The 24,926-nt window shown below is 34.3% G+C and carries 14 protein-coding genes; 3 read left to right on the top strand and 11 right to left on the bottom strand.

Going from position 1 to position 24,926, the window contains the following annotated elements; genetic code table 11:
- Positions 1 to 2: 2 nt before the first annotated feature.
- The 9 genes from AC3QL1_RS10065 to AC3QL1_RS10025 form a co-directional block, all read right to left on the bottom strand.
- Entirely contained in the window at positions 3 to 1,487 is a 1,485-nt protein-coding gene (locus AC3QL1_RS10065; protein ID WP_492497250.1) for an alpha-L-fucosidase, read from the bottom strand.
- 420 nt (positions 1,488 to 1,907) lie between these two features.
- Entirely contained in the window at positions 1,908 to 4,229 is a 2,322-nt protein-coding gene (locus tag AC3QL1_RS10060; protein WP_492497248.1) for a glycoside hydrolase family 20 protein, read from the bottom strand.
- A 6-nt stretch (positions 4,230 to 4,235) separates the two neighbouring features.
- The gene (gene lacZ, locus AC3QL1_RS10055) at positions 4,236 to 7,376 is read right to left on the bottom strand and encodes a beta-galactosidase, LacZ type (RefSeq protein WP_492497246.1); all 3,141 of its coding nucleotides are present in this window, start codon (positions 7,374 to 7,376) and stop codon (positions 4,236 to 4,238) included.
- A gap of 324 nt (positions 7,377 to 7,700) precedes the next feature.
- Positions 7,701 to 8,726, bottom strand: coding sequence for an isoaspartyl peptidase/L-asparaginase family protein (locus tag AC3QL1_RS10050; RefSeq protein ID WP_492497244.1), 1,026 nt, complete (start codon positions 8,724 to 8,726; stop codon positions 7,701 to 7,703).
- Positions 8,727 to 9,110: 384 nt separating this feature from the next.
- Positions 9,111 to 10,190 carry a putative glycoside hydrolase gene (locus tag AC3QL1_RS10045; RefSeq protein WP_492497242.1) on the bottom strand — a complete coding sequence of 360 codons (1,080 nt, stop codon included), beginning with the start codon at positions 10,188 to 10,190 and terminating at the stop codon, positions 9,111 to 9,113.
- A gap of 7 nt (positions 10,191 to 10,197) precedes the next feature.
- A complete protein-coding gene (locus tag AC3QL1_RS10040; protein WP_492497241.1) occupies positions 10,198 to 11,265 on the bottom strand; it encodes a carbohydrate-binding family 9-like protein in 1,068 nt (355 codons plus the stop codon).
- Positions 11,266 to 11,275: 10 nt separating this feature from the next.
- A complete protein-coding gene (locus AC3QL1_RS10035) occupies positions 11,276 to 12,241 on the bottom strand; it encodes a glycoside hydrolase family 130 protein (RefSeq protein ID WP_492497239.1) in 966 nt (321 codons plus the stop codon).
- Positions 12,242 to 12,572: 331 nt separating this feature from the next.
- Positions 12,573 to 14,450, bottom strand: a complete 1,878-nt coding sequence (locus AC3QL1_RS10030) for a sodium:solute symporter family protein (RefSeq protein WP_492497237.1) — start codon at positions 14,448 to 14,450, stop codon at positions 12,573 to 12,575.
- A gap of 34 nt (positions 14,451 to 14,484) precedes the next feature.
- Positions 14,485 to 16,728, bottom strand: coding sequence for a GH92 family glycosyl hydrolase (locus AC3QL1_RS10025; protein ID WP_492497235.1), 2,244 nt, complete (start codon positions 16,726 to 16,728; stop codon positions 14,485 to 14,487).
- A gap of 121 nt (positions 16,729 to 16,849) precedes the next feature.
- On the opposite strand from AC3QL1_RS10025, the gene AC3QL1_RS10020 reads away from it, so the two are divergent.
- Together AC3QL1_RS10020 and AC3QL1_RS10015 are read left to right on the top strand one after the other, a co-directional pair.
- Positions 16,850 to 17,908, top strand: coding sequence for a sensor histidine kinase (locus tag AC3QL1_RS10020; protein ID WP_492497233.1), 1,059 nt, complete (start codon positions 16,850 to 16,852; stop codon positions 17,906 to 17,908).
- Positions 17,909 to 17,972: 64 nt separating this feature from the next.
- Entirely contained in the window at positions 17,973 to 18,692 is a 720-nt protein-coding gene (locus AC3QL1_RS10015; RefSeq protein WP_492497231.1) for a LytR/AlgR family response regulator transcription factor, read from the top strand.
- A gap of 354 nt (positions 18,693 to 19,046) precedes the next feature.
- On the opposite strand, the gene nagB is transcribed toward AC3QL1_RS10015, so the two are convergent.
- Positions 19,047 to 20,960 (bottom strand): glucosamine-6-phosphate deaminase, encoded by a 1,914-nt coding sequence (gene nagB, locus AC3QL1_RS10010; protein ID WP_492497229.1) that lies wholly within the window; start codon positions 20,958 to 20,960, stop codon positions 19,047 to 19,049.
- A gap of 144 nt (positions 20,961 to 21,104) precedes the next feature.
- Positions 21,105 to 23,198: an alpha-L-fucosidase gene (locus AC3QL1_RS10005; RefSeq protein WP_492497227.1), complete on the bottom strand. Its 2,094-nt coding sequence runs from the start codon at positions 23,196 to 23,198 to the stop codon at positions 21,105 to 21,107.
- Between the two features lie 224 nt (positions 23,199 to 23,422).
- Between AC3QL1_RS10005 and AC3QL1_RS10000 the strand changes: the two genes are divergently transcribed.
- Positions 23,423 to 24,442 carry a proline-specific peptidase family protein gene (locus tag AC3QL1_RS10000; RefSeq protein ID WP_492497225.1) on the top strand — a complete coding sequence of 340 codons (1,020 nt, stop codon included), beginning with the start codon at positions 23,423 to 23,425 and terminating at the stop codon, positions 24,440 to 24,442.
- Positions 24,443 to 24,926 lie beyond the last annotated feature (484 nt).

The raw sequence follows: 24,926 nt of genomic DNA, 5'->3' as shown, positions 1-24,926 counted from the left end.
TTCTATCTGTTAATAGCTTCGATTTTTAAAGTCCATGCTTCTTTACAAGGTAAATTGTTTCTTAAACTTTCCGGAATTACAACTTTAAATCCTTCTGCTTCTTTGGTCCACTTCAATGAAGTTTTTGAACCTAACATCGTGATTTTTGTTCCTTTTTTAGGATTGATGGATTTCACTGTAACTTCTGCAGGAATTTTATCTTCTCCGTCTTTTGCCAAATAAAACAAATACACATTTCCGGTTTTGTTTTGCGTCATACAAATATTTTCTTCTTTAAAAGGTTCGATTGGTTTTGTATTGTAAATCGCTGTACTATTTACTTTCATCCAGTCGCCGTAAGCTGCCAATAAATCATAAGCGCCTTGCTGCCATTCTCCTTCAGGACTTGGTGCAACATTCAATAATAAATTTCCACCTTTTGCAACGATATCCACAAGCATGTGAATTCCTTGTCTTCCTGTCAAATATTTAGCATCCGGAGTATAAGACCATCCGCCGCCGGAAGTAATGCAAGATTCCCAAGGATAAGGCAAAGTCTTCGCCGGAACACGTCCTTCGGGAGTTAAGTAGTTTTGGTTTTTTCCGTGAACCGCTCTGTCCACTACAATTAATCCTGGTTGTTTTTGGCGTGCTTTCACAACCAATTCATCCATTTTAGGATCCTGATCTACCACTCTGTGTTTGATAAAACCATTTTTTGATTCGTTTTCTGCAAACTTTTCTTCGTAGTTTTCTTTTAAGTTTTGCTGGTCTCTTTTTCTAACCCATCCGCCATCTAACCATAAGATGTCTATTTTACCATAATCAGATAATAATTCTAAGATTTGGTTGTGGGTGAAATCAACATATTTCTGCCATTTTTCAGGATATAAAGATGGATCATAATTCACGTTTCTGTCGAAAGGAGGAAAATAAGGATCCCAGTAATTTTCGTTATGCCAGTCCGGTTTAGAGAAATAAGCCCCGGTTGAAATATTTTCGGCTCTAAAAGCATCAAAAATTTCTTTTGCAATGTTTGCTTTTGGGTTTGTACTAAAAGCACATTCCTTATCGGTTACTTTATAATCAGAGTACTTAGTATCATACATATTAAATCCGTCATGGTGTTTTGTTGTAAAAACCATGTATTTCATCCCTGCATTTTTAGCCGCTTTTGCCCATTTTGCAGGATCAAATTTTGTTGGATTAAATGTTTTTTTCAAACCTTCATAATCCTTTACATATTGATTATAACTAGCCGGATTACTTCCTTTTTTACGCTCACACCATCCATAATCTTCAGGACAAATAGACCATGATTCTACAATTCCCCATTCGCTATATGTTCCCCAATGCATTAACAATCCGAATTTTTTGCCTTGCCATTCATCTAAATTTTTCAACACCAGCGGATCCGTTTCCGGTACATAGCGCTCATCTTCGTAAATGGCCTGCGAAAACATTTGAACCGAAAATAAAATTGCGATTATGAATATTCCTCTTTTCATCTTTAATCTGTTTATTGTTTATTATTCTTTGTTTATTCTTTTGTATTGGTTTGTGAAAAATTTTTAAACACATAGAAACATAGTTTTCAAAGCTTAAAAAAGGCGTTTCACTTGTATTAAAAAACATAGCGATGCTGTCTCAGCTTTGTCATTCCGATGGATCTCCACAAAAAACTCTATGCAGTAATTCTCCAGTTTGTCGAGCTACTAACGGAGATCCCTCATTCCTCGGAATCACAAAATTGAGGCGACTTTGCCGTCATTTTTTTTATAAAAACTGGCTATGTTTTAGAAACCAGTTTCTTTTTATATTCTTTTTCAACACATTTGAAATCTATGTTTCTATGTGTTTAAATAAAAAACTTGCATTTTCGAAAGCTTTGTAAAAGTTTGAAACTTTGACAAAGCTTCTGGGTATTTTTAATTCACTAAAACCTCATCAACAAACAACCACGAAGATTCACCTTTTGGGCTTTTCTTTAAGTTATAAGCGATTACTTTTACAAATCTTGCATTGCGTTTTTCAAAACTGATTTTAAAATCTTTCAATTCTGAACTCACATTTGCAGCATACGGACGCGTCACTTTTCCAACTTCTTTATAAGTTAATCCATCGTTTGAAACCAAAACTTTTATCTGTGTTGGAAAATTAACTCCTGCACCCTGACTTTCTAACGTTCCTAAAGTTACTTCCTGAATACTTTCCTGTTTTTCCAAATCAACCACAAGTTCCATATCATTTACCAGCCACGCTTGCCATTGTCCGTCATGAAAGTTTTTACTTCCTCTAATCGTATTCACCATTGTAAAAGGACCATTTCCTTTATAACTTTGATTATACGGCGTTAAATAACTTACTTTATGCGCCACCGCTTTATGGAAAATAATAGTATCTGTAAATGTTTTTCCTACTGGTTTTTCATCCTGAAATAAAGAAGCTTTTAAAACTGTAGTTCCTGCAAATTCAATTGGACTTGTATATTTTATTGGATTATGTTCGATGTTTTTGTCTCCCAAAACATAACGAATATCCGGGTTTGGAAACTCATTTTTCAACGTTACATTAATTTGTTTTTTAGTCAAATCTGCCGTTGATGAAGCCGTTACCAAATAAGCACTTTTTGCATAATTGATTCCTAAATAATTGTAACGCTGCATTAAAGAAATTAATCTTGGCGTAAAATCATTCCAGTTACGGCTTTCTTTAGTGCTCCATAACGTTTCTGATAAAGCGGCCAATCTTGGAAAAATCATATACTCAGAATCTTTTGGTCCCGGTAAATGTTCTGCCCATAAATTTGCTTGTCCGCCCAAAACATGTGCAGCTTCCTGAGGCGTCATTCCGGGAACAACGGGATCAAATTTGTACACTTCGTTTAGCGGATTATAAGCATCAAAAGCGACCGGTTCTTCGTTCTGTGGACCTTGATAAAAATTAAAATAGCAAGGAGTTTCCGGCGTCATAATAACATCGTGACCTTGTTTTGCGGCGTCAATTCCGCCTTGCGTTCCTCTCCAGCTCATTACAGTTGCTTCCGGAGCCAGACCACCTTCTAATATTTCATCCCAGCCAATGATTTTTTTGCCTTTAGAATTGATGTATTTCTCCATTCTTTTTACAAAATAACTTTGCAGTTCGTGGGTATTTTTCAATCCGTTGTCTTTCATTCTTTTTTGGCAGTTCGGACATTTTTCCCAATTGGTTTTTGTCGCTTCATCACCTCCAATATGAATGTATTTTGATGGAAAAATGGTAATAACTTCATCAATTACATTTTGTAAAAACTCAAAAGTTGATTCTTTTCCTGCGCAATAAATATCCGTAATAGGCCATAATCCGCCAGACGGAACACCAATACGCTGATCAAAACAAGCCAATTCAGGATATGATGCGATGGCGCTGCTTACGTGTGCCGGCATTTCAATTTCCGGAATAATTTCGATGTTTTTTGTGGCTGCGTATTTTACGATTTCTTTTAATTCTTCCTGGGTTAAAAATCCTCCGTAAGTTCCTTTTTCATCGGGATTTGTAGTCAATCTTGCATTCCAGGCCAAATTTTCCTGATCGACTCTCCAGGCGCCAACTTCAGTTAATTTTGGATATTTTTTTATTTCGATTCTCCAACCCTGATCGTCTACCAAATGCAAATGCAAAACATTCATTTTGTGCATTGCCAAACGATCAATGGTTTCTATTACATAATTTTTATCAAAGAAATGACGGGATAAATCGAGCATTAAACCTCTCCATTGAAAACGGGGTTTATCATTTATAACCACATTTGGAATCTGCCATTTTTGATTTGGCAGCACATTTTTACTTTCAATAACCACCGGAAGCAATTGTCTGATACTTTCTAAAGCATAAATAAAACCTGCATTTCCTTTTGCCGTAATCGTGATATTTTTAGAATTTACATCTAAAATATAAGCTTCTCTTTCTAAATTCGGATCAACCTTAAACTGTACAAAATTACTTTGCGGAACTGCCGCAGAAAATTGTGGGCGAAATCCTGCCGCTTTTTCAAATTTATTGATCAAAGCGTTTGAAATTTCTTTTTGAACCTCCGTCGTTGCTACAAATTTTGTTGCAGCCGAGAATTCAAAAACACCTTTGTTTATTAGTAATTGTGTTGGTTTTGGTATAATCTGAATATCCTTTTCTGTATATATTTTTTGGCTGTAGCCGAAATTAAAAACAGTCAGGAAGAGTACGATAAGGAATGGTTTTAATATCCTCATAATGAATTATTTTATTGATGGTGTTATGTTAAACTGATATTGATATGTTTTGTCTCTCAACAAATATTTTTCCATTGGCCACGCTTGCCAGCTGTCGATACCGCCCACTCCCATTTGTTTCGAATCGATTTTTAAACTTGTTAAATCTCTTTCTTTCAATTCAGCTGCGTGTCTTTGGTCTTTTTGCAAACCATCATCTAAATCTTCATTTAAAAAATGTAAAGCCGTAGTTGCCAGTAATTCATCTGATGTCACTTTTATTTTCAATTTATCATTTGATAATTCTAACCAGCGAACTTCTGTTTTATTTCCCGTTTCCTGCGGACGGATGTACGGATAATATTGCTCTGAAACGGTTTGATTGTAAAGTCCAACTTGTGAGCTGTAATTTCTGTCAATATAATTTTCATGCGGCCCTTTTCCGTAATACGTGATTGAGCTGAAATCTTTTGGCAGAATCATTTCCATACCAAATCTTGGCAATATTGGCGTTTCCTTATTTTTATCGATATTCAATTGTTCTTTTACGTTTAATTCTCCGTTACTATTGAATTCGTAATTTAAGATTATTTTTGAAAAAACCGAAGGTAAATTATAAGTTGCTGTAACTAAAATTTTATTGTCTTTGGTTACAGAATACGTCCAGTTTTCAAGTGCTGGATTTTCTGTTGCCTCTTTCCATGCTTTTAAATTTATCTGAAAATTAGCTCCAAAGTCATTGTCGTTTGGTGCTCTCCAAAGGTTTGGACGCAATTGATATCCTTCTTTTAAAATTGGCAGATTATTGAATGTATATCCATTAATAAATCCCGTTTTTTTGTCAAAAGTTATCGTTGCTTTATCACTTTTAAATACCGTAGCACTGGCTTGTTTCTCTACAGAAATTTTTGATGCGCCATTTATTTTAATATCATTTTTCCAGTTTCCTGAAAGTGCAAGCTGATCTGTTGCGATTTGAAAACCTTTTGGCAAAAACGGTTCTTCTTCTTTAAGATGGTAGGTGACAACTACAAATGCTTCCTGAAACTGTTTTTGTTCAATATTAATCGGAAGTTGGTATATTTTAGATTCTCTTGGGTTGATTTCTAAATTATCAATTGTTCCCGTTGCATCATCTTTTCCGTCAAGGACTAATTTCCAATGCAAACTAACATTGCTTAAATCTTTAAACGAAAATTCATTATACACTTTAATTGTTGTTGTTGTTTTATCCTGCCACGAAGTCAGAATATTCTGCATCACATTTCGCATTTCTAATGCATGCGGATTTGGTTTTCTGTCCACCGTAAAAACTCCATTATTTACGAAGTTGTTGTCGCTTTTGACATCTTTTGGACCAAAATCTCCTCCGTAAGCCAAAATCGTAGTTCCGTCAGGTTGTTTTTTATAAACCGACTGATCGATCATATCCCATATAAAACCGCCCTGAAAGTTTGGATATTTACGAATCACATCCCAATAATCTTTAAAATTCCCCATCGAATTCCCCATTGCATGTGCATATTCACACTGAATGTAAGGTCTTGACGGATTTGGGTTTGCCAAAATATATTCTTCCATTTTATTCGGAGAACTGTACATTGGATCTATAATATCAGAATCCCATTCAAATTTTAAATCTTTTCCATCCCACGCTCCTGCAGTGGCTCTTTCGTACTGAATTGGTCTTGATTTATCTCTGTTTTTGATCCACAAATAACCTCTGTAAAAGTTGTATCCGTTTCCGGCTTCATTCCCCATACTCCAGATAATCACCGAAGTATGATTTTTATCTCTTTCGATCATACGCTCCATACGTTGAATGTGTGCTAATTCCCAGTCTGGTTTATTACCCAAAGTTTTGGTGATGTCATAACCCATTCCGTGTGACTCTATGTTAGCTTCATCAACCACATAAATTCCGTATTTATCGCATAATTCATAAAAATATTCGTCGTTTGGATAATGCGACATTCTCACCGCATTGATATTAAATTCCTTCATCAGTTTAATATCCTGTTCCATTCGTTCTCTCGAAATTGTTTGTCCTGTAACCGGATCAACTTCATGACGGTTTACCCCTTTTATGTAAACTGCTTTTCCGTTTACCAAAAGCTGTCCGCCTTTAATTTCCACTTTTCTAAAACCAACATTCTGATTGATCACTTCGATTACAGTTCCTTTTTTGTCTTTTAAAAGAAAATAAACCTGATATAAATTCGGAATTTCAGCGCTCCATTTCTTCGGATTATTTACAGCGAAGTCAAAAGTTTGTTTTTCGCTTAAAGCGGAAATAACTTTTGAAGTAATAATTTTATCACCGTCTTTTAACTGAACATCTAAAGTATAACCATCTTTTGCATTTAAATTAGAAAATTCTGTCGAGATTTTTAAACTTCCGTTTACATAAGAAGCATCGAGATCAGGAATAATTTCATAGTCTTTTAGATGCGCTTTGTTTCTTGCAATTAAATAAGAATCACGCGTAATTCCGCTCATTCGCCACATATCCTGACATTCTAAATACGAACCGTCATTCCATTTCATCACTTGTAATGTGATGGTGTTTTTTCCGGTTTTCACGTATTTATTTAAGTTGAATTCTGATGGTAATTTACCATCTTCGCCATAACCTACATAAACGCCGTTTACCCAAACGGTAAGATTTGATTTTGCAGTACCAATATGAAGAAAAATGTCTTTTCCTTCCCAACTTTTGTCAATTGTAATTTCTTTTCTGTAAACTCCTGTCGGGTTAAATTTTGTTGGCACAAACGGCGGATTTGGCGCCATTAAATAATCAAAATCATAGGTTGTATTTACATAAACCGGATATCCGTAACCATTTACATCCCAACTTGCAGGAATTCTAAAATTATCCCAATCTGAATCGTTAAAAGTGCTTTTTTCAAAATCTTTTGGAAGTGCACTCGGGCTGTCTACATATTTAAACTTCCAGGCTCCATTTATATCTAGATAATTTTTAGATTGTCTCCATTCATTTTTAGATGCTAATGCTTCATTTTCAAAAACATAATAAGCAGCGTGCATTGGCTCTCTATTATCTTCATTAATTTTTTCATTTTGCCAAAAAGGAACTTTTTCCTGCGCAGTTATAGTTGCAATTGAAGCAATTAGTAATGATAATATGGATATTGATTTTTTCATTATTTGTTTTTTTATTCTCTTTGTGCTTTTTTTTTAGCACATAGACATAGACTTTAAAGTTAAAAAAAAAGGTGTGGGGCTTTTATTCTAATCTTATGAGAGTTGTAAAGCCTATGTTTCTATGTGTTTAAAAATTATATTTTTAGTTTGTCTTTTCGGTTTCAATAATAAAAACATTTTTTTCAGGAGCTAATCCCGCTATCCGTTCCAATCTTTTGTGGCGAACCCCGCCACAAAAGGATTTCCACTTCTATCGGGGCTAGGGAACTCATTTTCAAAAGAATATTTTCGTCTGATTTACAGAAATGACAAAAATGACGTCTATTATTTATCCCACGACATTTTAAATTTTGCATCTTCCATTCTGTGGCCTTTTTCATCATCAGAAACGGCGTAATTAAATCCGGATCTTAAACTGTAACCTGCGTGCTCTCCGTTTTTATTTAAAGCAATAAAACCAACCTGCAAATATTCCATGTCTTTGTGGTTTTTGTGCTTGTTATAAATACGTTCTGTAATTTCTTTACAGGCATCATAAGGCGATTTTCCCTGACGCATTAATTCTACAACCATTGCACTTCCTGCAGTTCTTATCACGGCTTCACCTAAACCGGTTGCCGCAGCGGCGCCAACTTCATTGTCCAGAAAAAGACCCGCGCCGATTATTGGGGAGTCACCAACGCGTCCGTGCATTTTCCAGGCGGCGCCACTTGTTGTACAGCCTCCAGCAAGATTTCCATCCTGATCTAACATTAGCATGCTTATCGTATCGTGATTTTCTATATTGATCACGGGTTTATATTTTGAATCTTCCAGCCATTTTTTCCAGTCTTTTTCAGATTCCGGAGTCAATAGATTTTCTACTTTAAAGCCTTCTGATAAAGCAAATTGTAATGCGCCTTGTCCGGCCAGCATAACATGAGGTGTTTTTTGAAGTACTAATTTCGCAACCGAAATAGGATGCATAATTCCCTGCAGAAAGCATACGGAACCACAATTACTATTATGGTCCATAATACAGGCGTCCAGTGTCACTTTTCCCTCGCGATCCGGATATCCTCCATAACCAACACTGCGGACATTCGGATCTGCTTCAGGAATTTTCATACCGGCTTCGAGCGCATCTAAGGCTGATTTTCCGGCTTTTAATTCTTTCCAGGTTTCCTGATTAGCGGGCAAACCGTGATTCCATGTCGAAATTACGATTGGCTTTATTGTCTTTTTCAAAGGATTTTCTAGTTCCTCTTTTTCATCTTCCCTGCTATTTGCAAATCCGCTATAGCCCAAAACTGAACTCATGGCCACCGTACCTAAAGTTGTTTTTTTGATAAAATCTCTTCTATTTGACATGTGCTTATTTTTTAATTGAAAATTCCCCGTAATGTTTATTCTTGTCTCATTATATTTTAACACATAGAAACATAGTTTTTTGAACCGCATAAAAGTCGTTTCACTTGCATTAACAAACATAGCATGGCTATGTGTGGAAATTTGTTTCTTTTGTATTCTTTTTTATACACATTTGAAAATCTATGTTTCTATGTGTTTAAATCTATTCTAAAAATCGTGAAATTATATTCTTGCCTAATTATATTAACACATAGAAACATAGTTTTCAAACTATTAAAAAGTCGTTTTACTTAAAATCTCATAGTTGTATGCGAAAAAAAATAGGATTTGTAAAAATGACTTAAATTTAAACCTATGTTTCTATATGTTAAACAATTTCAGTATTTATTTTAAACCGTCTTTTGTTTCCTTAATGGTTTTTAAATTACTTGCTGTTAAAGCATTTCCATCAAAGAAAGAAACTCCTACGGCTCCATTTTCTTTTGCTAATAAAATCGCTTCTTTTAGTTCTTTATCCGATTTTAAACCCGGAATGTAAATTCCTGTATTGATTTTTGTTTTTTTATCTTCTAGATCTGCCACGCCTTGTTTTGTTGCGTATCCAACCCAGTCAATTTCTTCATTATAAAAACTGTGGTAAATCATTGGATAAACCTGATCAATATTCCATTTGTCCCAACGCTGACGCACCATGTGATCTGCCATTTCAGGATAAGGAAATACGGCTGCAGTCAATTCTTTATTGTGTTTATGAGCAATTTTATACGCATCATCTACAACTGCTTTGATAGCGTTTAACCTGAAATTTTTCCATTCCATATCAATGGAGGTGTTGTGGCTTTCTTTTGGATTTTTATGGTGAATTCTTTCAAATGCTTTGATACATTCATCACAATAACAAAAATCAAACTGAGGTAATTCTGTGTCCTGAACCAGATTGTATTTTGGCAATAAACTAATTGGTAAAAAGATGTCCGGGAAACGAATATAATCCAAGTGAACACTTTCGATTCCGTCTACTTTTGCTAATTCTTCAACCAATGCTAAAACGTGATTTCTTGACTCTTGTCTGGTTGGACATAACCACTGGTAATAATCTACATACGGGCGATTATCAAAACAAGATTTCCCTTCTTTACTTACCTGATACCAATCCGGATGCTGCAATGCAATTGAATCTCCGGGTCTGTTCATGGCCATAATCCAGGCATGTACTTTTAAGCCTTCTTTTGTAGCTAAAGGCACTAATCTTTTTAGAAGTTTTGGATCTGTTGCTGTATTAATTAATACTTCATCAATTCCTCCGTCTTTGTATTTTTTAAATTCTTTTGTATAATCTGCATCTGATTTTTTAGGATCGGCAGTTGTCCATACTCCAAATTTAAAAGTGGTTGGTTCTTCTTTTTTTACACATGAAAAAATACTAAATGCCAATAAAAGAAGTAATAGTTTTGGTAGTTTCATAGTTGGTTTATTTTGATATTATTTTACCATCTTCCCTTATGATCAGTGTTTGATTAGAAAAAGGACTTTTTACTGAAATATTATATCCCGAGGCATGGTTTTCTAATACTGGTTTCAAAATTTTACCGTCGACACTAATAGCTTCTTTGGTTAGATTTTGTATTGATTTTGCCCACGTTTTATTCTTCTGATAATATTCTTTCTGAGCTCTGAATAAAGTGTATAATTCCCATCTCACTTTTTCTTCCTGCGGAATGGTGAAGGTTTCTTTTTCATCTTTCGAAGAGAAATAAACATACCCCCATTTTTCCGGCTCGTGCATGTTGATCACGCCCATTGGCGACCAAACCCAATTGTACTCCGGTAAAAATTTTCCGTTGGCATCTTTTTTACGTTCGTAACTGCCATTTTTTATGTCGTGCTGCCAATTAACTCTTGAGAAATTAACTCGCCAGAATTTATCTTCGGGCACATTTTTTTCATTATAGGATTTTCTATAAGATGCCCAGGGAATTGCCATTTCTAATACCCAACCTTCATCTGTGTCGTTTGGATTGTTTAGCGTTCCGTTAATTTTTACTGCTGATTTCAGGCCCGGAATATTCCAGTCGTTTAAAACTACGTTGTCATTTTCTCTATAAGGTTTTGACAGAAACAGATCCCAAGCTGTATTTAAAGCATTAATTTCTAATTCATAATAGTCAAAAGTGTTGCTATCGGGATCAATGAAAACTTCAAAATCGTTGTTGTAAAAAATAATGGTATCACGTTGTTTTAAATTTGCCCAAACATGCGGCTCATCAACTTTTGCTAATATATAAAAATTGGTTTCATCCCAGAGCATTTTAACTTTTGTTCCATATTTTGGTTTTATTCCATTTTCTATATCTTCAAAAAGGTCTGTCCAATCTGCTTTATTCCATGAAGCATCAGATCCATCTCCATCAATTACGACTGGAGATGAAGCTTTTGCGGCTACATAAGTTTTAGGCACTACTTTGTCCTTTGATTGTGAATAACCAACTGCCGAAACAAAACCTAAAACAACTGTTAACCATTTTAATTTTAAACGCATGCTTCTTTTTTTATAAACTATTATCTTTTGTAAATTGTATTACTTCACTTAATTTACCAAATGCAATTGCTACAGTTGTATCTGCTGCGCCATAATATACGGCCAGTTTATCTTCTTCTTTATCGTGCAAAGCGGCACATGGGAAAACTACATTTGGTACATCTCCTACCATTTCATAGATTTCTGCAGGTCCTAATAAATAAGGCTGTGTTCTGTATTTTACTTTGTCCGGTGAATCAACTTCTAAAAGTGCTGATCCCATTGCATAACGAAAACCGTTGCAGGTATTGATTACTCCGTGGTAAATCATGAGCCAGCCTTCTTCTGTTAAAATCGGGATTGGTCCTGCTCCTACTTTGGTACATTGCCATGCACTTTGTTCAAACGGAGATGGTTTCATCACCAAACGGTGTTCTCCCCAATATTTCATGTCCGGGCTGTAACTGATCCAGATATCTCCAAAAGGCGTATGTCCGTTATCACTCGGACGGCTTAACATGGCGTATTTTCCATTTATTTTCTGTGGAAACAAAACTCCGTTTCTATTGAATGGTAAAAACGCATTTTCGCACTGAAAAAATTCTTTGAAGTCAAAAGTGTAACCAATACCAATTGTTGGTCCGTTGTAACCGTTACACCAGGTAATCCAGTAACGATCTTCGATAAAAACCACACGCGGATCATATTTATAAGCAGATTCGATCATTTCTGTATTACCAGACTGCATTACAATTGGTTCGTGATTAATGTCCCAATCGATTCCGTTTTTACTAAATCCGGCAAAAATATTCATTTGAACCGCTTTGTTGTCGCATCTGAAAACACCTGCAAATCCGTCTCCAAAAGGAACAACTGCACTGTTAAAAATACTATTAGATGTTGGGATTGCGTATCTGTCAATAATAGGATTTTCAGAATATCTCCACATTACATCATTATTGTTTTCGGGTCTGTCTTGCCAAGGAATTGTACTCATGCTCTCTTTCTTTATTATAGTTTGTTTTTTTTGTTTGCTTTTTTTGTTTGAAACTTTGTCTTGATTTTTAAACACATAGAAACATAGTTTTTGAAAACCTTATAAAAGGCATTTCACTTGCATTAACACACATAGCATAGCTATGTGTGGAAACTTGTTTCTTTTGTATTCTTTTTTATAACACATTTGAAATCTATGTTTCTATGTGTTTAAATATTACTCTCAATTTTTGTCAGTTATTCAATCTTGTCATTTTAAGCTTTGTCAAAGTTTAAACTTTGACAAAGCTGTCTCAATAATTATCTAATTTTCTAATTCACAAATTATCTAACTAATCCTCTATTCTTCTCACTTTATCTAACCACGTAAATTTCAAAATTGTTGTGGTTACTAAAAACACCACTAACGCCGTAATTGCTTTTGGATAATCTCTGATAATGAAAAATATCGGCAATAAAATCATACTCGATTGCCATACAATTCCGATGGCGCAATTCATCATATCAGTCCAGAAATCATTGTTTTTTTCGAATGTCAGATCTTCTGCTTTTAATGTTTTATAAACCGGATTCCAGAAACCCCAAGGTCTTACGTTTTTATAGAAAGATCTTAAAACTTCCATATCTGTTGGTTTGCTTAGGAAAGTTCCTAAAAGACAACCTAAAATAGAAAACCCGAATATTATTGGAAATAAATAAATGGCCTGTACTTGCGCTAAATCGTATAAAATTGTTCCTTCGGATAAACTTCCTTTGGCCTGACCCAGAGCAAATTGTAAAGAAGCTACGATTAATCCGGCGAACATTCCCCAGAAATAACCCCAGCCGTTAAATCTCCACCAAATCCATTTTAAGAAATTGGCCGCGACGTAACCTCCGTATAAGGCGCTGGTAATCCATAATGTTAGTGAGTTGATGGAGTCTGCAAAGAATCCCATGAAAACTCCTAAACCAACAACAAGGAAAGAAGAAATCTGGCTTACTTTGATATAATGTGCATTTGTTGCAACTGGTTTGAAGTATTTTTTATAAATATCATTTACAATATAAGCCGGTCCTGCATTTACAAAAGCTGAAAATCCGGACATAAATGCGGCTAATAAACCGGCAAGGAGAATTCCTTTTATTCCAACAGGAATGTATAAATTAACCACTTTTGGCATTAATAATTCTAAATCAGCTCCTGTTAAACCTGTGTTTGCGTTTAATTCCGGCGCCAGGTTTACCAATGCAATTACTACGATTCCGGTAATTAATAAATATCTTGGAATGAATAAAATCAAGTTGGTAAAACCGCTCATGTAAGCCGCTTCTTTTACCGATTTTGTAGAAAGAATTCTTTGTAAATCATAACTTGGTGTTGGTCCGGCAACACTGGCAAAAAATCCTTTGAACAATGTCATTCCGATAAAAGCGCCAAACATTTTGTATCCTTCTGAATCAATTAAGTTATTAAAGGTTTGGAACTTATCACTCCATTGCGTTTCAAATTGCCATCCGAAGAAAACATTTTTCCACTCTTCGGTAATAACCGAATTAATTTGTAAATCTGAATAATTGATAAAAGCGTAACCGGCAATTAAAACTCCGGCAACGATCATGATTAAATATTGTACCACTTCTGTCGCCACTACAGAAAACATTCCGCCTTTTACGGTATAAATTGTCGTTAACAAAATGATTATTAAGGCATAAGATCGTTCAGAAGTCAGCAGAATTAAATCGCCGTAATGAAGCGTTAAATCCCAGGGAAGAATAATAGTTACAAATTTTCCGATTCCTTCAAAAAAGTAAGCGATAAAACCAATTGTAGAAATAATGGCAAAAATAGCCACAATAATATGAGATGCTTTTCCGGCTCTGTCACTTCCAAAACGGGTTAAAATCCATTCAGAACCTGTCATTACTTTTGATCTTCTAATCCAGACAGCCAGGAACATCATGACAAAAATCTGGTTCCATATTGGCCAAAGCCACATAAACATGAAACTTTTTACGCCATATAAAAACAGTACTCCAATCATCCAGGAAGTTCCTGAAACATCAAACATTCCTGAACCGTTGCTCAGACCTAAAAAATACCATTTGATTGTTTTCCCGCCAAGGAAATAATCGTCTAATCCTTTTGATGCTTTTCTTGAAATCCAAATTCCTATTCCTACCGAGAGCAGGATGTAGGCTACGATGATCGATACGTCAATAATGTCCATTAATTTTATTTGTTTTTTAGTTAGTTACGTGGTTTTAGTTTTTTGTTCCCCAATTTTTATTGGGCTCAGCTCCCATTACAAAATGCAAAATTCCGCCTTGTAGTATTTGTTGATGGGTGATTACTGTTTTATTAAACGGAACACCGTTAAGCGTTGCCGATTGTATATAAAAGTTTTTTTCTGAAACATTTTCGGCTTCGATTACAAAAGATTTTCCTCCTTCGAGATTGATTTTTGCTTTTTCGAAAATCGGGCTTCCAATTTCGTATTCACCAGAAGCAGGATTCATTGGATACAATCCCATTGAACTAAAAACATACCACGCCGACATTTGTCCGCAATCTTCGTTTCCGCTTAATCCGTTTGGTGTTGTATTGTATTGCGTATCTAAAATATGACGAACCCAATATTGTGTTCTCCAAGGCTGATTTGCATGGTTAAACATATAAGCAATATGGTGGCTTGGCTCGTTTCCGTGTGCGTATTGCCCAATTAATCCTGAAATATCTGCCGAAACATTGTTTCCTGTAATTTCTGAACTTTCAGTAAAAAGCTGTTCTAAACGTTTTGTAAATACTTCATTACTTCCGTGCAGCAAAATAAAATCATCTACATTATGAGGTACAAACCAGCTGTGCTGCCAGGCATTTCCTTCGGTATAATCGGTGTGTTCTCTGTGATTGGAATGTTTTGCATCAAAAGGTTCGTTCCAGGATTTTCCATCCTCCGATTTTCCTCTCATAAATCCGGTTTTCGGATCAAATAAATATTGATACGCTTTTGAGCGGTTTAGGAAAAATTGATAATCTTCTGTTTTTCCTAATGCTTTTGCCATTTGCGCAACGCACCAGTCGTCATAAGCATATTCCAGCGTAATTGTAACTGATTCGTCCAGTAAATTATACGGAATGTAACCGTATTTTTTGTAGAAATTCAATCCGCGTTCGTCCTGCATCATGGTTGTTTTCATGGCTTGGTATGCTTTTTCGGCATCAAAACCTTTAATGCCTTTTTGGTAAGCATCAACAATTACCGGAATGGAATGATATCCTGTCATTGTATTTGTTTCGTTGGCGTAGAGTGTCCAAACCGGTAATATTTTTTTGGTATCGTAATACGCTAACATTGAGTTAATAATGTCTGATGTTTTGTCTGGTGCCAATAAAGTCAGTAAAGGGTTTTCTGCTCTAAAAGTATCCCATAGTGATAAGGTCGAATAGGCGGTATAATCTTTTGCTGTAACAATTTGATCATCCTCTCTTCTAAATTGACCGTTTTTATCACTATAGGTTACAGGGGCAACTTGGGTGTGGAACATCGCGGTATAAAAGATGGTTTTTAAAGAGTCGACTGGTGTTTCGACTTCTATTTTATTTAGAGCAGAATTCCAGATTTCTGCTGATTTTGTTTTTGTTTTTTCAAAATTTGAACTTTCACCATCCAGATTATCTTTGGCATTTGCCACACTTACAGATGATAAGGCTACTTTTACAAATAGCTCTTCCGTATTATTGGCATCAAAAAATAATTGTGCCGATGTGTTTTCTCCTTCTGCAGAATTGCCTGTAATCACTTGTTTATTAGCCAGTAAAACAGATTCGGCAATAGGTTTTGAAAATTTTGCGACAAAAAATACTTTTTGATTTTTTGCCCAGCCCATACTATAACGGTATCCACTAATCGTAAATTTATCCTCGATTGTAATGGCTGTTTTTAATGTTTTGTCCCAATTAATTGCAAAACCAAGATCGATAACAACAGATTGTTTGTCGTTTTTGGCAAAGGTATATTTATGGAAAGCGGTGCGTTGAGAAGAAGTTAATTCTACATTGATTTTAGGATCCTCAAGAAAAACTTGGTAATAACCCGGTGTTGCTTTTTCGTTAGCATGACTGTAAGATGATTTATATGTTAATTGATCGCGTGAAGTTGTTTTTGCTGTTAAATCAAGCTTTTTATTGGTTGGCATGAATAAGATGTCTGCCAAATCTCCAATTCCTGTTCCGCTTAAGTGCAAATGACTGAAACCGGACACAATAGAATCTGAATAATGATACCCTGAACACCAATCCCAGCTCGAAATACCATTGTCAGGACTTACCTGAAGCATCCCAAAAGGAACAGTTGCGCCCGGATAAGTATGTCCGTGACCACCTGTACCTATAAAAGGATTTACATGGCTGGTAAAAATTTTATCTTGTTGGTTATTTTTGTTTACATTTATTTTGCAACTTGTAACCAGAATAACAAACAAAACAAGCAGAGTAAAATTCTTCATATAAAACAATCTTAATTTAACTTTAAATTTAAACAAATACGACTTTTACTAAAACTAATTTAGACGGATGACGTATAAACTTAGATAAACATCAAAAAAAGTCACAAAACGTCACATTATTATGATTTTAAATTCAAGCAAATTATATCGCATTCAATTGCAGTATCACATTATATTTTGGTTAACTTATTTTGTTTTTAATACTTTTCGATGGGGAAGTTATTTTAATAATTACGGTTATTCGTTAAAGACAAATCTTTTGGGTTTTCCTATTCACATGGCGTTGTGTTATTTGAATATTCTGGTATTTATGCCCAATTTGGTTTACAAAAAAAAATACCTGCAATATGTTATTGTTATTTTATGCGCCATATTTATTATGGTGGTTTTAAAATTTAATCTTACCTATTTATTAATAACACATGAAGTTTGGCCAGAAGGTCCGGAAACTATAGATAAATTAACCCTCAATTATACGATTGATATGATGATGGGCGAACTTTATGTAATGACTTTTGTGACCGCGATTAAGATTACTTTTGATTTTTTGAAGGAACAAAAAAGGGTTACGGATCTTGAAAAATCGCAATTAGAAACGGAATTGCTTTTCCTGAAATCTCAAATTTCTCCGCATTTTTTCTTCAATACGCTTAATAATATTTATTCTTTATCTGTCGAAAAATCAAACAAAACACCCAAGATCGTTCTTAAGCTATCTGAATTAATGCGCTATATGCTGTATGATACAAAAAGCACCAGACAAAGTTTAGAGAATGAAATACTTTGTATTCAGAATTATCTGGATTTGGAAAGAATCAGAAATGATGATCGACTGGAAGTTAACATGGAAGTTTCCGGAGATATTCACGATAAAGAGATTAGTCCTATTATATTATTGACGTTTCTGGAAAATGCATTCAAACATGGTGTAAATAAAAATACAGGAAAAGTAGTAATCAACATCAATTTTAAGGTAAAAGGCGATTTTCTGCATTTCACTATCACTAACCCAATGCCCGAAATTACGCAACATAAGGACAATTTTAACAAGTCTAGTGGTATAGGTTTAGAGAATGTCAAAAAAAGACTTGAATTAGGTTATAATAAAAACGACTATAAGCTTTCATTTAAAAATAAAAAGGATATTTTTGTCGTAAAGCTAGTAATTAAAGTGTCTTAGAGACTTTTACCTCTTTATTACAACTATGCTTACTAAAATATTTCTCTCACAAAAATAATCGAAAATGAAAATAAACTGTTTGATCATAGACGATGAGCCATTAGCAATTAATGTTATCAAAAACTATCTGGAGCCTATTGAAAATTTTGAGGTTGTAAATACTTTTAGTAATCCTATAGAAGGTCTGAATTATTTAAAAAACAACAAAGTTGATGTGATTTTCCTGGATATCAATATGCCGGTTCTCGACGGTATAAATTTTATTAAAAGTCTGGAAAATCCGCCGATCCTTGTAATAACGAGCGCTTACAGTCAGTTTGCAATTGAAACTTATGAATTGGATGTTTTGGATTATTTGGTAAAACCTATCGAATTTCCAAGATTGATGAAAACACTAAACAAGATTAGTAAAAGACTGAACAACAGTACTAGCGGTAATTCTCAGGAAACTAGCAATTCTGAAAGTCCTTTTATTTTTGTTAAGATTGATAAAAAAAGAATGAAGAAAATCTTTTTTAACGAAATTCTTGTGATCGAAAGTTTAAAGGATTACCTAAAAATAAATACCTTAACGGGAAAATATATCATACACAGCACATTATCTGATTTTACAGATTTATTGCCGGAAAGAAATTTTTTAAGAATACACCGATCTTACACCATCGCAATTGATAAAATTGACGCAGTTGAAGGAAATAGTATTGAAATTGAAGGATTGAGATACGTAATTGGAAGATCTTATATTGATCATGTAAAACAAAGAATTTTAAATTCTTCGATTTAAAAACGAAATACTTTTTATTTTACGACAAAACCTTTGTCAAAGTTTGAAACTTTGACAAAGGTTTTTTTTATTAATCATAAACCCGACAGATTTTAAAAACCTGTCGGGTTTATCATCATAGATTTTTTTTGATTTTGATTGCGGAATCACTTTGCGGTCCTTCGACTTCGCTCAGGATGACATAAAATGCGGTTAACTTTTCAGACTATCTTGAATTCTCTGTGAAAAACTTTGTGCGCTCTGTGGTAAAATTAAAAGCAAAAAAAAATGCGACCATAAGGCCGCATTTTCAACATACAGGTAACTAACCAAAATAAACCATTTAAAAATAATTTATTGTATTCTAAAAATTAACTAAAAATAATATCTCTTGAATGCTTCAATAGCCGAATAATCTGCTAAACCTAAAGCATGATATTTTTCTGCCGTTAATCTGTTTCTGTCTTCTACTCTTACCCAGAATTCTCTGCTGTCATCTCCCTGAAACATTACTCCGTCTTTTTGAGATTGGTGATAGAATATGGCATGACGTTTTTTAAGAACCTGATCAGGGCTCATTGGAACCGCCATCTCGATTTGGTACGATTCCCACTCATGCCATGCTCCTCTATACAACCAGACCCAGCAATCGTCCATAAATTTTTTGTGCTTTAATCTTTTTAAAGCTTCAAACAAACTATCTAAACAAACTTTATGGGTTCCATGAGGGTCTGCTAAATCTCCTGCTGCGTAAATTTGATGTGGTTTTATCCTTTCGATAATATCACACATAATTTGAATATCAGCCTCTCCAAGGTTATTTTTCTTAACTGTTCCAGTTTCATAAAACGGTAGATCTAAAAAGTTAACATTTGAATCCGGTAATCCTAAATATCTTGTAGCGGCCAGAGACTCGCTTCTTCTAATCAATCCTTTTAATTTTCTAACTTCTAAAGAATCAATATCATTGTGCTTTTTGGTTTTCAAAAAGTTAATTATGTTTTCAGATTCTGCAGAATTTTTATTTAATGCCATCGAAATTTCAGCAAATTTTAAAGCTTCTTCATTCGAAACAGCAATATTTCCAGAAGTTTGATACGCAATATGAACATCGTGTCCTTGTTCTACCAATCTGTCAAAAGTTCCTCCCATCGAAATAACATCATCATCCGGATGCGGACTAAAAATGATGATTCTTTTTCTTTCCGGCGTTGCACGTTCCGGTCTGTAAGTATCATCTGCATTAGGTTTTCCTCCTGGCCAGCCTGTGATTGTCTGCTGCATTTTATTAAACATTTTAATGTTCAAATCATACGCAGTTCCTTCTTCTGTTAACACACTCGACATTCCGTTATCGTTATAATCTTTGTCTGTTAATTTCAGGAAAGGTTTTTTAGTCAATTCACTTAACCAGGCCACCGCTTTCAGTTTTAACTCTTCGTCCCAAACTACTGATTTTACCAACCAAGGTGTTTTTACTCGGGTTAATTCTGATGAAGCTTCGGTATCTAAAACAAAAGTTGTGTTGTTGTGCTGTTGTAAATACGTTGCCGGTACTTGCGAAGAAATATTTCCTTCAATTGTTTTCTTAATAATTTCAGCCTTGCTGATTCCCCATCCAAGAAGTACAATTCTTTTTGCATTTTTTACGGTGCCAATTCCCATTGTAATTGCTTTTCTAGGCACATTGTCTATACCTAAAAATGATGACGCAGCATCTGTACGTGTCAAATGATCGAGTGTAATACTTCTGGTTCCTGAATTAACGTGAGATCCCGGCTCATTAAAACCGATATGTCCTGTTCTTCCAATTCCTAAAAGTTGAAAATCTAAACCTCCGTAGGCTTTAATTTTCATTTCATAATCGATGCAATATTGTTGTAAATCTTCATTACTTATTTTTCCGTCCGGAATATTTACATTTTCCGGATGAATGTCAACATGATTAAAAAGGTGCTCATGCATAAAGTGATAGTAACTCTGAATATTGTTTTTATCCATTGGATAATATTCATCTAAATTAAAGGTTACTACATTTGCAAAACTCAAACCTTCTTCTTTATGTAATCGAACTAATTCTTCGTAAACTTTTATTGGCGAAGATCCAGTTGCTAATCCTAAAACACAAGGTTCGTCTAATTCTTCTTTTCTCTGAATTATGTTTGCTATTTCCTGAGCAACTAATATCGAAGCTTCTTTTGATGATTCGAAAATTACGTTATGAATCTTCTCAAAACGCGTTTCCTCGAATTTTCCAGCTTCTTTAAAATTTATGCCTTCTTTAATCATTTGCCTGTTTCATTTAATTTATAGTATAAAATTAAGAATTACTCTACCGATAAAATTAAAAATTCGACTAATGACCCGTTAACTTCGGCAAAAGACATAATTAGAAACTTTAAAAAAAAACCACTTTAATTATGACTTGCAATTTTATTTTTCAACAACATTTATTTCACTAATAGAAACTGTTTGTCCTTTTCCTTCAGCAGATTTTGCCACAAAACGCAGGTATCTGGCTTTGGTTTCTCCAAACGTTTTTATTTGTTCGATTGGATTGTTTTTTATGTTCGAAAATTCCCCTTCAGATTGTAATGTCCATTTTACATTATCCAAACTCGTGTAAAATGCATACTTTGAAATTAAATTCAGATTATTCCCCACTTGCTGCGGAACATAAGTAAAACCATTAATTTTAAGAGCCGATCCCATATCAATTGCTACTTCTTGCGGAAGTTTGTTGGTTTCATTCCCGAAGCCCCAATCTGTATTAGGATTTCCATCTATTATTTTTATTGCCGAATTTAAGTCTCCACTGGAAACGGCTACAATTTTCCATTTTTCTTTAGAAACTCCATATTTTGCCGTTTTGACAGCGCTGTATATTTTTTCTTCTATATTAAAAGAAACCGCTTTTATCTGAACCGCTTTATTGTATTTAAATACTCCTTTATATAAGGTACTTTTTGCAGATGGATTACTTCCGTCCACGGTGTAATAAATACTATTTCCTTCTTCAGATTTAATCGTAACATTTCCATTTTTATCACGCTGAATTTCCGGCATATGCACAAAAGTTGGCGCATTAAAAGCCTGAATATTCGAAATAACAATACTTGCTTTCGAATCTGTAATATTAATTCTCAATGCCGATGCGGTGATTCTGTCTATTCTTAAAATTCTTTTATAACCAATAGTTGTTTCGCTGGCAACAGTTTTCCATTCTCCGTTAACTTTAGCTTCAACAGTAAAAGCTTTCACGCGTTGTCCTAATTTTATATATTCCTGAAGTAAAACACGGTCAATAGCTATAGGCTTATCAAATTCAAACACAATAGATGCGGTTTTTACATTGTCGTCTGTCGCCCAATAGGTATTTTTATTTCCGTCGTAAACATTCTTTGCTGCAAATTCAGTGTTATTTCCTCTAGCATTCGTTGCTGTTATTTTACTTCCCGCTAATAATTCCGTTTTAAAATCTTCTTTTATAGTAGATACTAATTCTTTTAATCTTGCTTCGTCATTTTCATGAACCAAACCTCTTCGATCCACAGGAAGATTCAATAATAAAGTGGCATTTCGACCAATTGACTCATAGTAAATATCAACCATTTCGTCTAAAGGACGCACTTTATCATCTTCAACAGCATGATAAAACCATCCTGGTCTTATGGAGACATCAGCTTCTCCGGGAACCCATTTTTCACCATCTTCATGTCCCGACATAAATTCGGTATAATGTACTTTTCCGGCTAATTCATCTTTCTGGCGCAAAAGAGACCAGTTTGTTTTTCCGGCACGGCCTTCTTCATTGCCAATCCATCTTGCTTCTGCAGGACCAACTCCCCAAACTAAAGTTTTTGGAGCTAATTCATAAATCATTTTATAAGTATCGTCCCAATTATAATATTCAAGTGTATTTATTTTTCTGGTTTCGTTTGCTCCGCCATAGTATCCATCACCGCCATTGGCACCATCAAACCACATTTCGAAAATATCTCCGTAATTCGTTAATAGTTCTTTTAACTGATTTCTGAAATAAGTAATATAATCAGGCTTGCCATAGTCTGGATGATTTCTGTCCCAAGGCGAAAGATATAGACCTAATTTCAAATCGTATTCTTTACAAGCAGCAGCTAATTCTTTTATAAGATCACCTTTTCCATTTTCCCACGGAGAATTCTTTACAGAACGCTCTGTATAAGCCGATGGCCATAAACAAAAACCATCGTGATGTTTTGCAACTAAAATAATTCCTTTCATTCCGGCAGCTTTTACAACGCGTGCCCATTGGCGAACATCTAAATTTGTTGGATTAAAAAGCTGCGGAGATTCATCGCCATAACCCCATTCCTTATTTGTAAAAGTATTTAATGAAAAGTGCACAAAAGCATAAAATTCCATTTCATGCCAATCAACCTGTTTTTGCGTTGGAAGAGGTCCAAAAGGTTCAGGAGATTTCACTAATTGCTGACTATTCACATTTATTAAACACAAAAAACTCAGTAAAAGAAAAAGGTTTTTCATTACGATTACAATTAAAATTTTGATGGTAAGCTAATTAAAAATATAAATTTAAAGTAAATGAGTATTTTAATGTATACTATTTCGACCAATGACGTTTTTTGAAGAGTATAGGAGTGTTATTATTTTCTGGTATAATAAACAAAACCAAACTTTAATTAAAATTTGTATTTTAGACGAAACGAAACTTAAAAAATAAATCAATATAACATTAAACTATAAAAAATATGCGCTCACTCATCCTTTTAGCAATAGCTGTTTTGGTTATATCATGTAAAAATGAAAATAAATCACAAGCCCTTTCAGATTATTTTACATATAATCAAAATAGTGCTGTAGAATCGGCCGGAGTAAAAATGATTCCAATCAAAACACCTGTTGGGGAATTTAAAGTCTGGACAAAACGCTTTGGAAATAATCCAAAAATAAAAATTTTATTATTACATGGTGGCCCGGCAATGACGCATGAATATATGGAATGTTTCGAGACTTTTTTTCAACGTGAAGGATTTGAATTTTACGAGTATGATCAACTCGGATCTTATTACAGCGATCAGCCCAAAGACAGCAGTCTATGGACAACAGAGCGATTTGTAGAAGAAGTTGAACAAGTCCGTAAAGCAATTGGCGCTGATAAAAATAACTTTTATGTCTTAGGGAATTCCTGGGGAGGAATCTTGGCTATGGAATACGCATTAAAATACCAAAAAAACTTAAAAGGTTTATTAGTTGCCAATATGGTAGCCAGTGCTCCGGAATACGGAAAATATGCAGATGAAGTATTAGCCAAACAAATGAAGCCAGAGATTCTTGCAGAAATAAGAACATTAGAAGCTAAAAAAGATTTCAATAATCCGCGTTATATGGAATTATTGATACCAAATTTCTACAAAGAACATTTATGTCGATTAAAAGAATGGCCAGACGGTTTAAACAGAGCGAGCAAACATGTTAATGGAGAAATATACACTCTAATGCAAGGACCAAGCGAATTTGGTATTAGTGGTCGTTTAGCCAAATGGGATATTAAAAATCGTCTTCATGAAATTACAATTCCAACCTTAATGATAGGTGCAAAATATGACACAATGGATCCTAAAGCCATGGAAGAACAAAGCAAATTAGTCAAAAATGGGCATTACTTGTATTGCCCCAACGGAAGTCATTTAGCAATGTGGGACGATCAAAAAGTCTTTATGAATGGAGTTATTCAATTTGTAAAAGATGTTGATAGCAACAAATTTTAAAATGAAATAAAAATCATATCTTACTTAAAAGACCATAAGGCTTCAAATAATTGCATCTAATCTTAAAAACTCCTTCATTAGGGAGTTTTTTTTATGGAGTACTTTAAAGAAAATATTCTCTATTAAATCTGAATATGATAGTATTTGTGGCTAAGTTTTAAATTTTAAAGCATTTCTTGTACATCAAAATGCGATTATTTTTTATGCATTCACAAAAAATCAGAACTTAGAAAAGTAATTTGTAGAAGTATATTAGTAAAATTATTATCGAAGTTTATGAATTGTATTAACAGATAAGAACAGATTCTCGCGTCTACTCTGTCGTCTTTGATAATAAGAGTTTTAGGTAAGCTTTATAAAATAAGCATTTTCTAATCCCTAATCTCTCAAGTTTAGATTTAAGCCTTGAAAGTTATTACTATTATTGTCCTGGAAAAATTAAATTATAAAATCACAAAGAAATAATTATAAGGATCTTATTGAA

The organism is Flavobacterium sp. GW823-FHT04A11 (genome assembly GCF_058796535.1).
The sequence above is the reverse complement of the archived record's forward strand: the minus strand, read 5'-3'. Positions and strand labels throughout refer to the sequence as shown.

Coding starts and splice junctions, on each gene's coding strand:
- AC3QL1_RS10045 (WP_492497242.1), bottom strand. CDS start 10,190: ATGAAACTACCAAAACTATTACTTCTTTTATTGGCATTTAGTATTTTT.
- AC3QL1_RS10035 (WP_492497239.1), bottom strand. CDS start 12,241: ATGAGTACAATTCCTTGGCAAGACAGACCCGAAAACAATAATGATGTA.
- AC3QL1_RS10020 (WP_492497233.1), top strand. CDS start 16,850: ATGATTTTAAATTCAAGCAAATTATATCGCATTCAATTGCAGTATCAC.
- AC3QL1_RS10000 (WP_492497225.1), top strand. CDS start 23,423: ATGCGCTCACTCATCCTTTTAGCAATAGCTGTTTTGGTTATATCATGT.
- AC3QL1_RS10065 (WP_492497250.1), bottom strand. CDS start 1,487: ATGAAAAGAGGAATATTCATAATCGCAATTTTATTTTCGGTTCAAATG.
- lacZ (WP_492497246.1), bottom strand. CDS start 7,376: ATGAAAAAATCAATATCCATATTATCATTACTAATTGCTTCAATTGCA.
- AC3QL1_RS10005 (WP_492497227.1), bottom strand. CDS start 23,198: ATGAAAAACCTTTTTCTTTTACTGAGTTTTTTGTGTTTAATAAATGTG.
- AC3QL1_RS10050 (WP_492497244.1), bottom strand. CDS start 8,726: ATGTCAAATAGAAGAGATTTTATCAAAAAAACAACTTTAGGTACGGTG.
- nagB (WP_492497229.1), bottom strand. CDS start 20,960: ATGATTAAAGAAGGCATAAATTTTAAAGAAGCTGGAAAATTCGAGGAA.
- AC3QL1_RS10015 (WP_492497231.1), top strand. CDS start 17,973: ATGAAAATAAACTGTTTGATCATAGACGATGAGCCATTAGCAATTAAT.
- AC3QL1_RS10025 (WP_492497235.1), bottom strand. CDS start 16,728: ATGAAGAATTTTACTCTGCTTGTTTTGTTTGTTATTCTGGTTACAAGT.
- AC3QL1_RS10040 (WP_492497241.1), bottom strand. CDS start 11,265: ATGCGTTTAAAATTAAAATGGTTAACAGTTGTTTTAGGTTTTGTTTCG.
- AC3QL1_RS10060 (WP_492497248.1), bottom strand. CDS start 4,229: ATGAGGATATTAAAACCATTCCTTATCGTACTCTTCCTGACTGTTTTT.
- AC3QL1_RS10030 (WP_492497237.1), bottom strand. CDS start 14,450: ATGGACATTATTGACGTATCGATCATCGTAGCCTACATCCTGCTCTCG.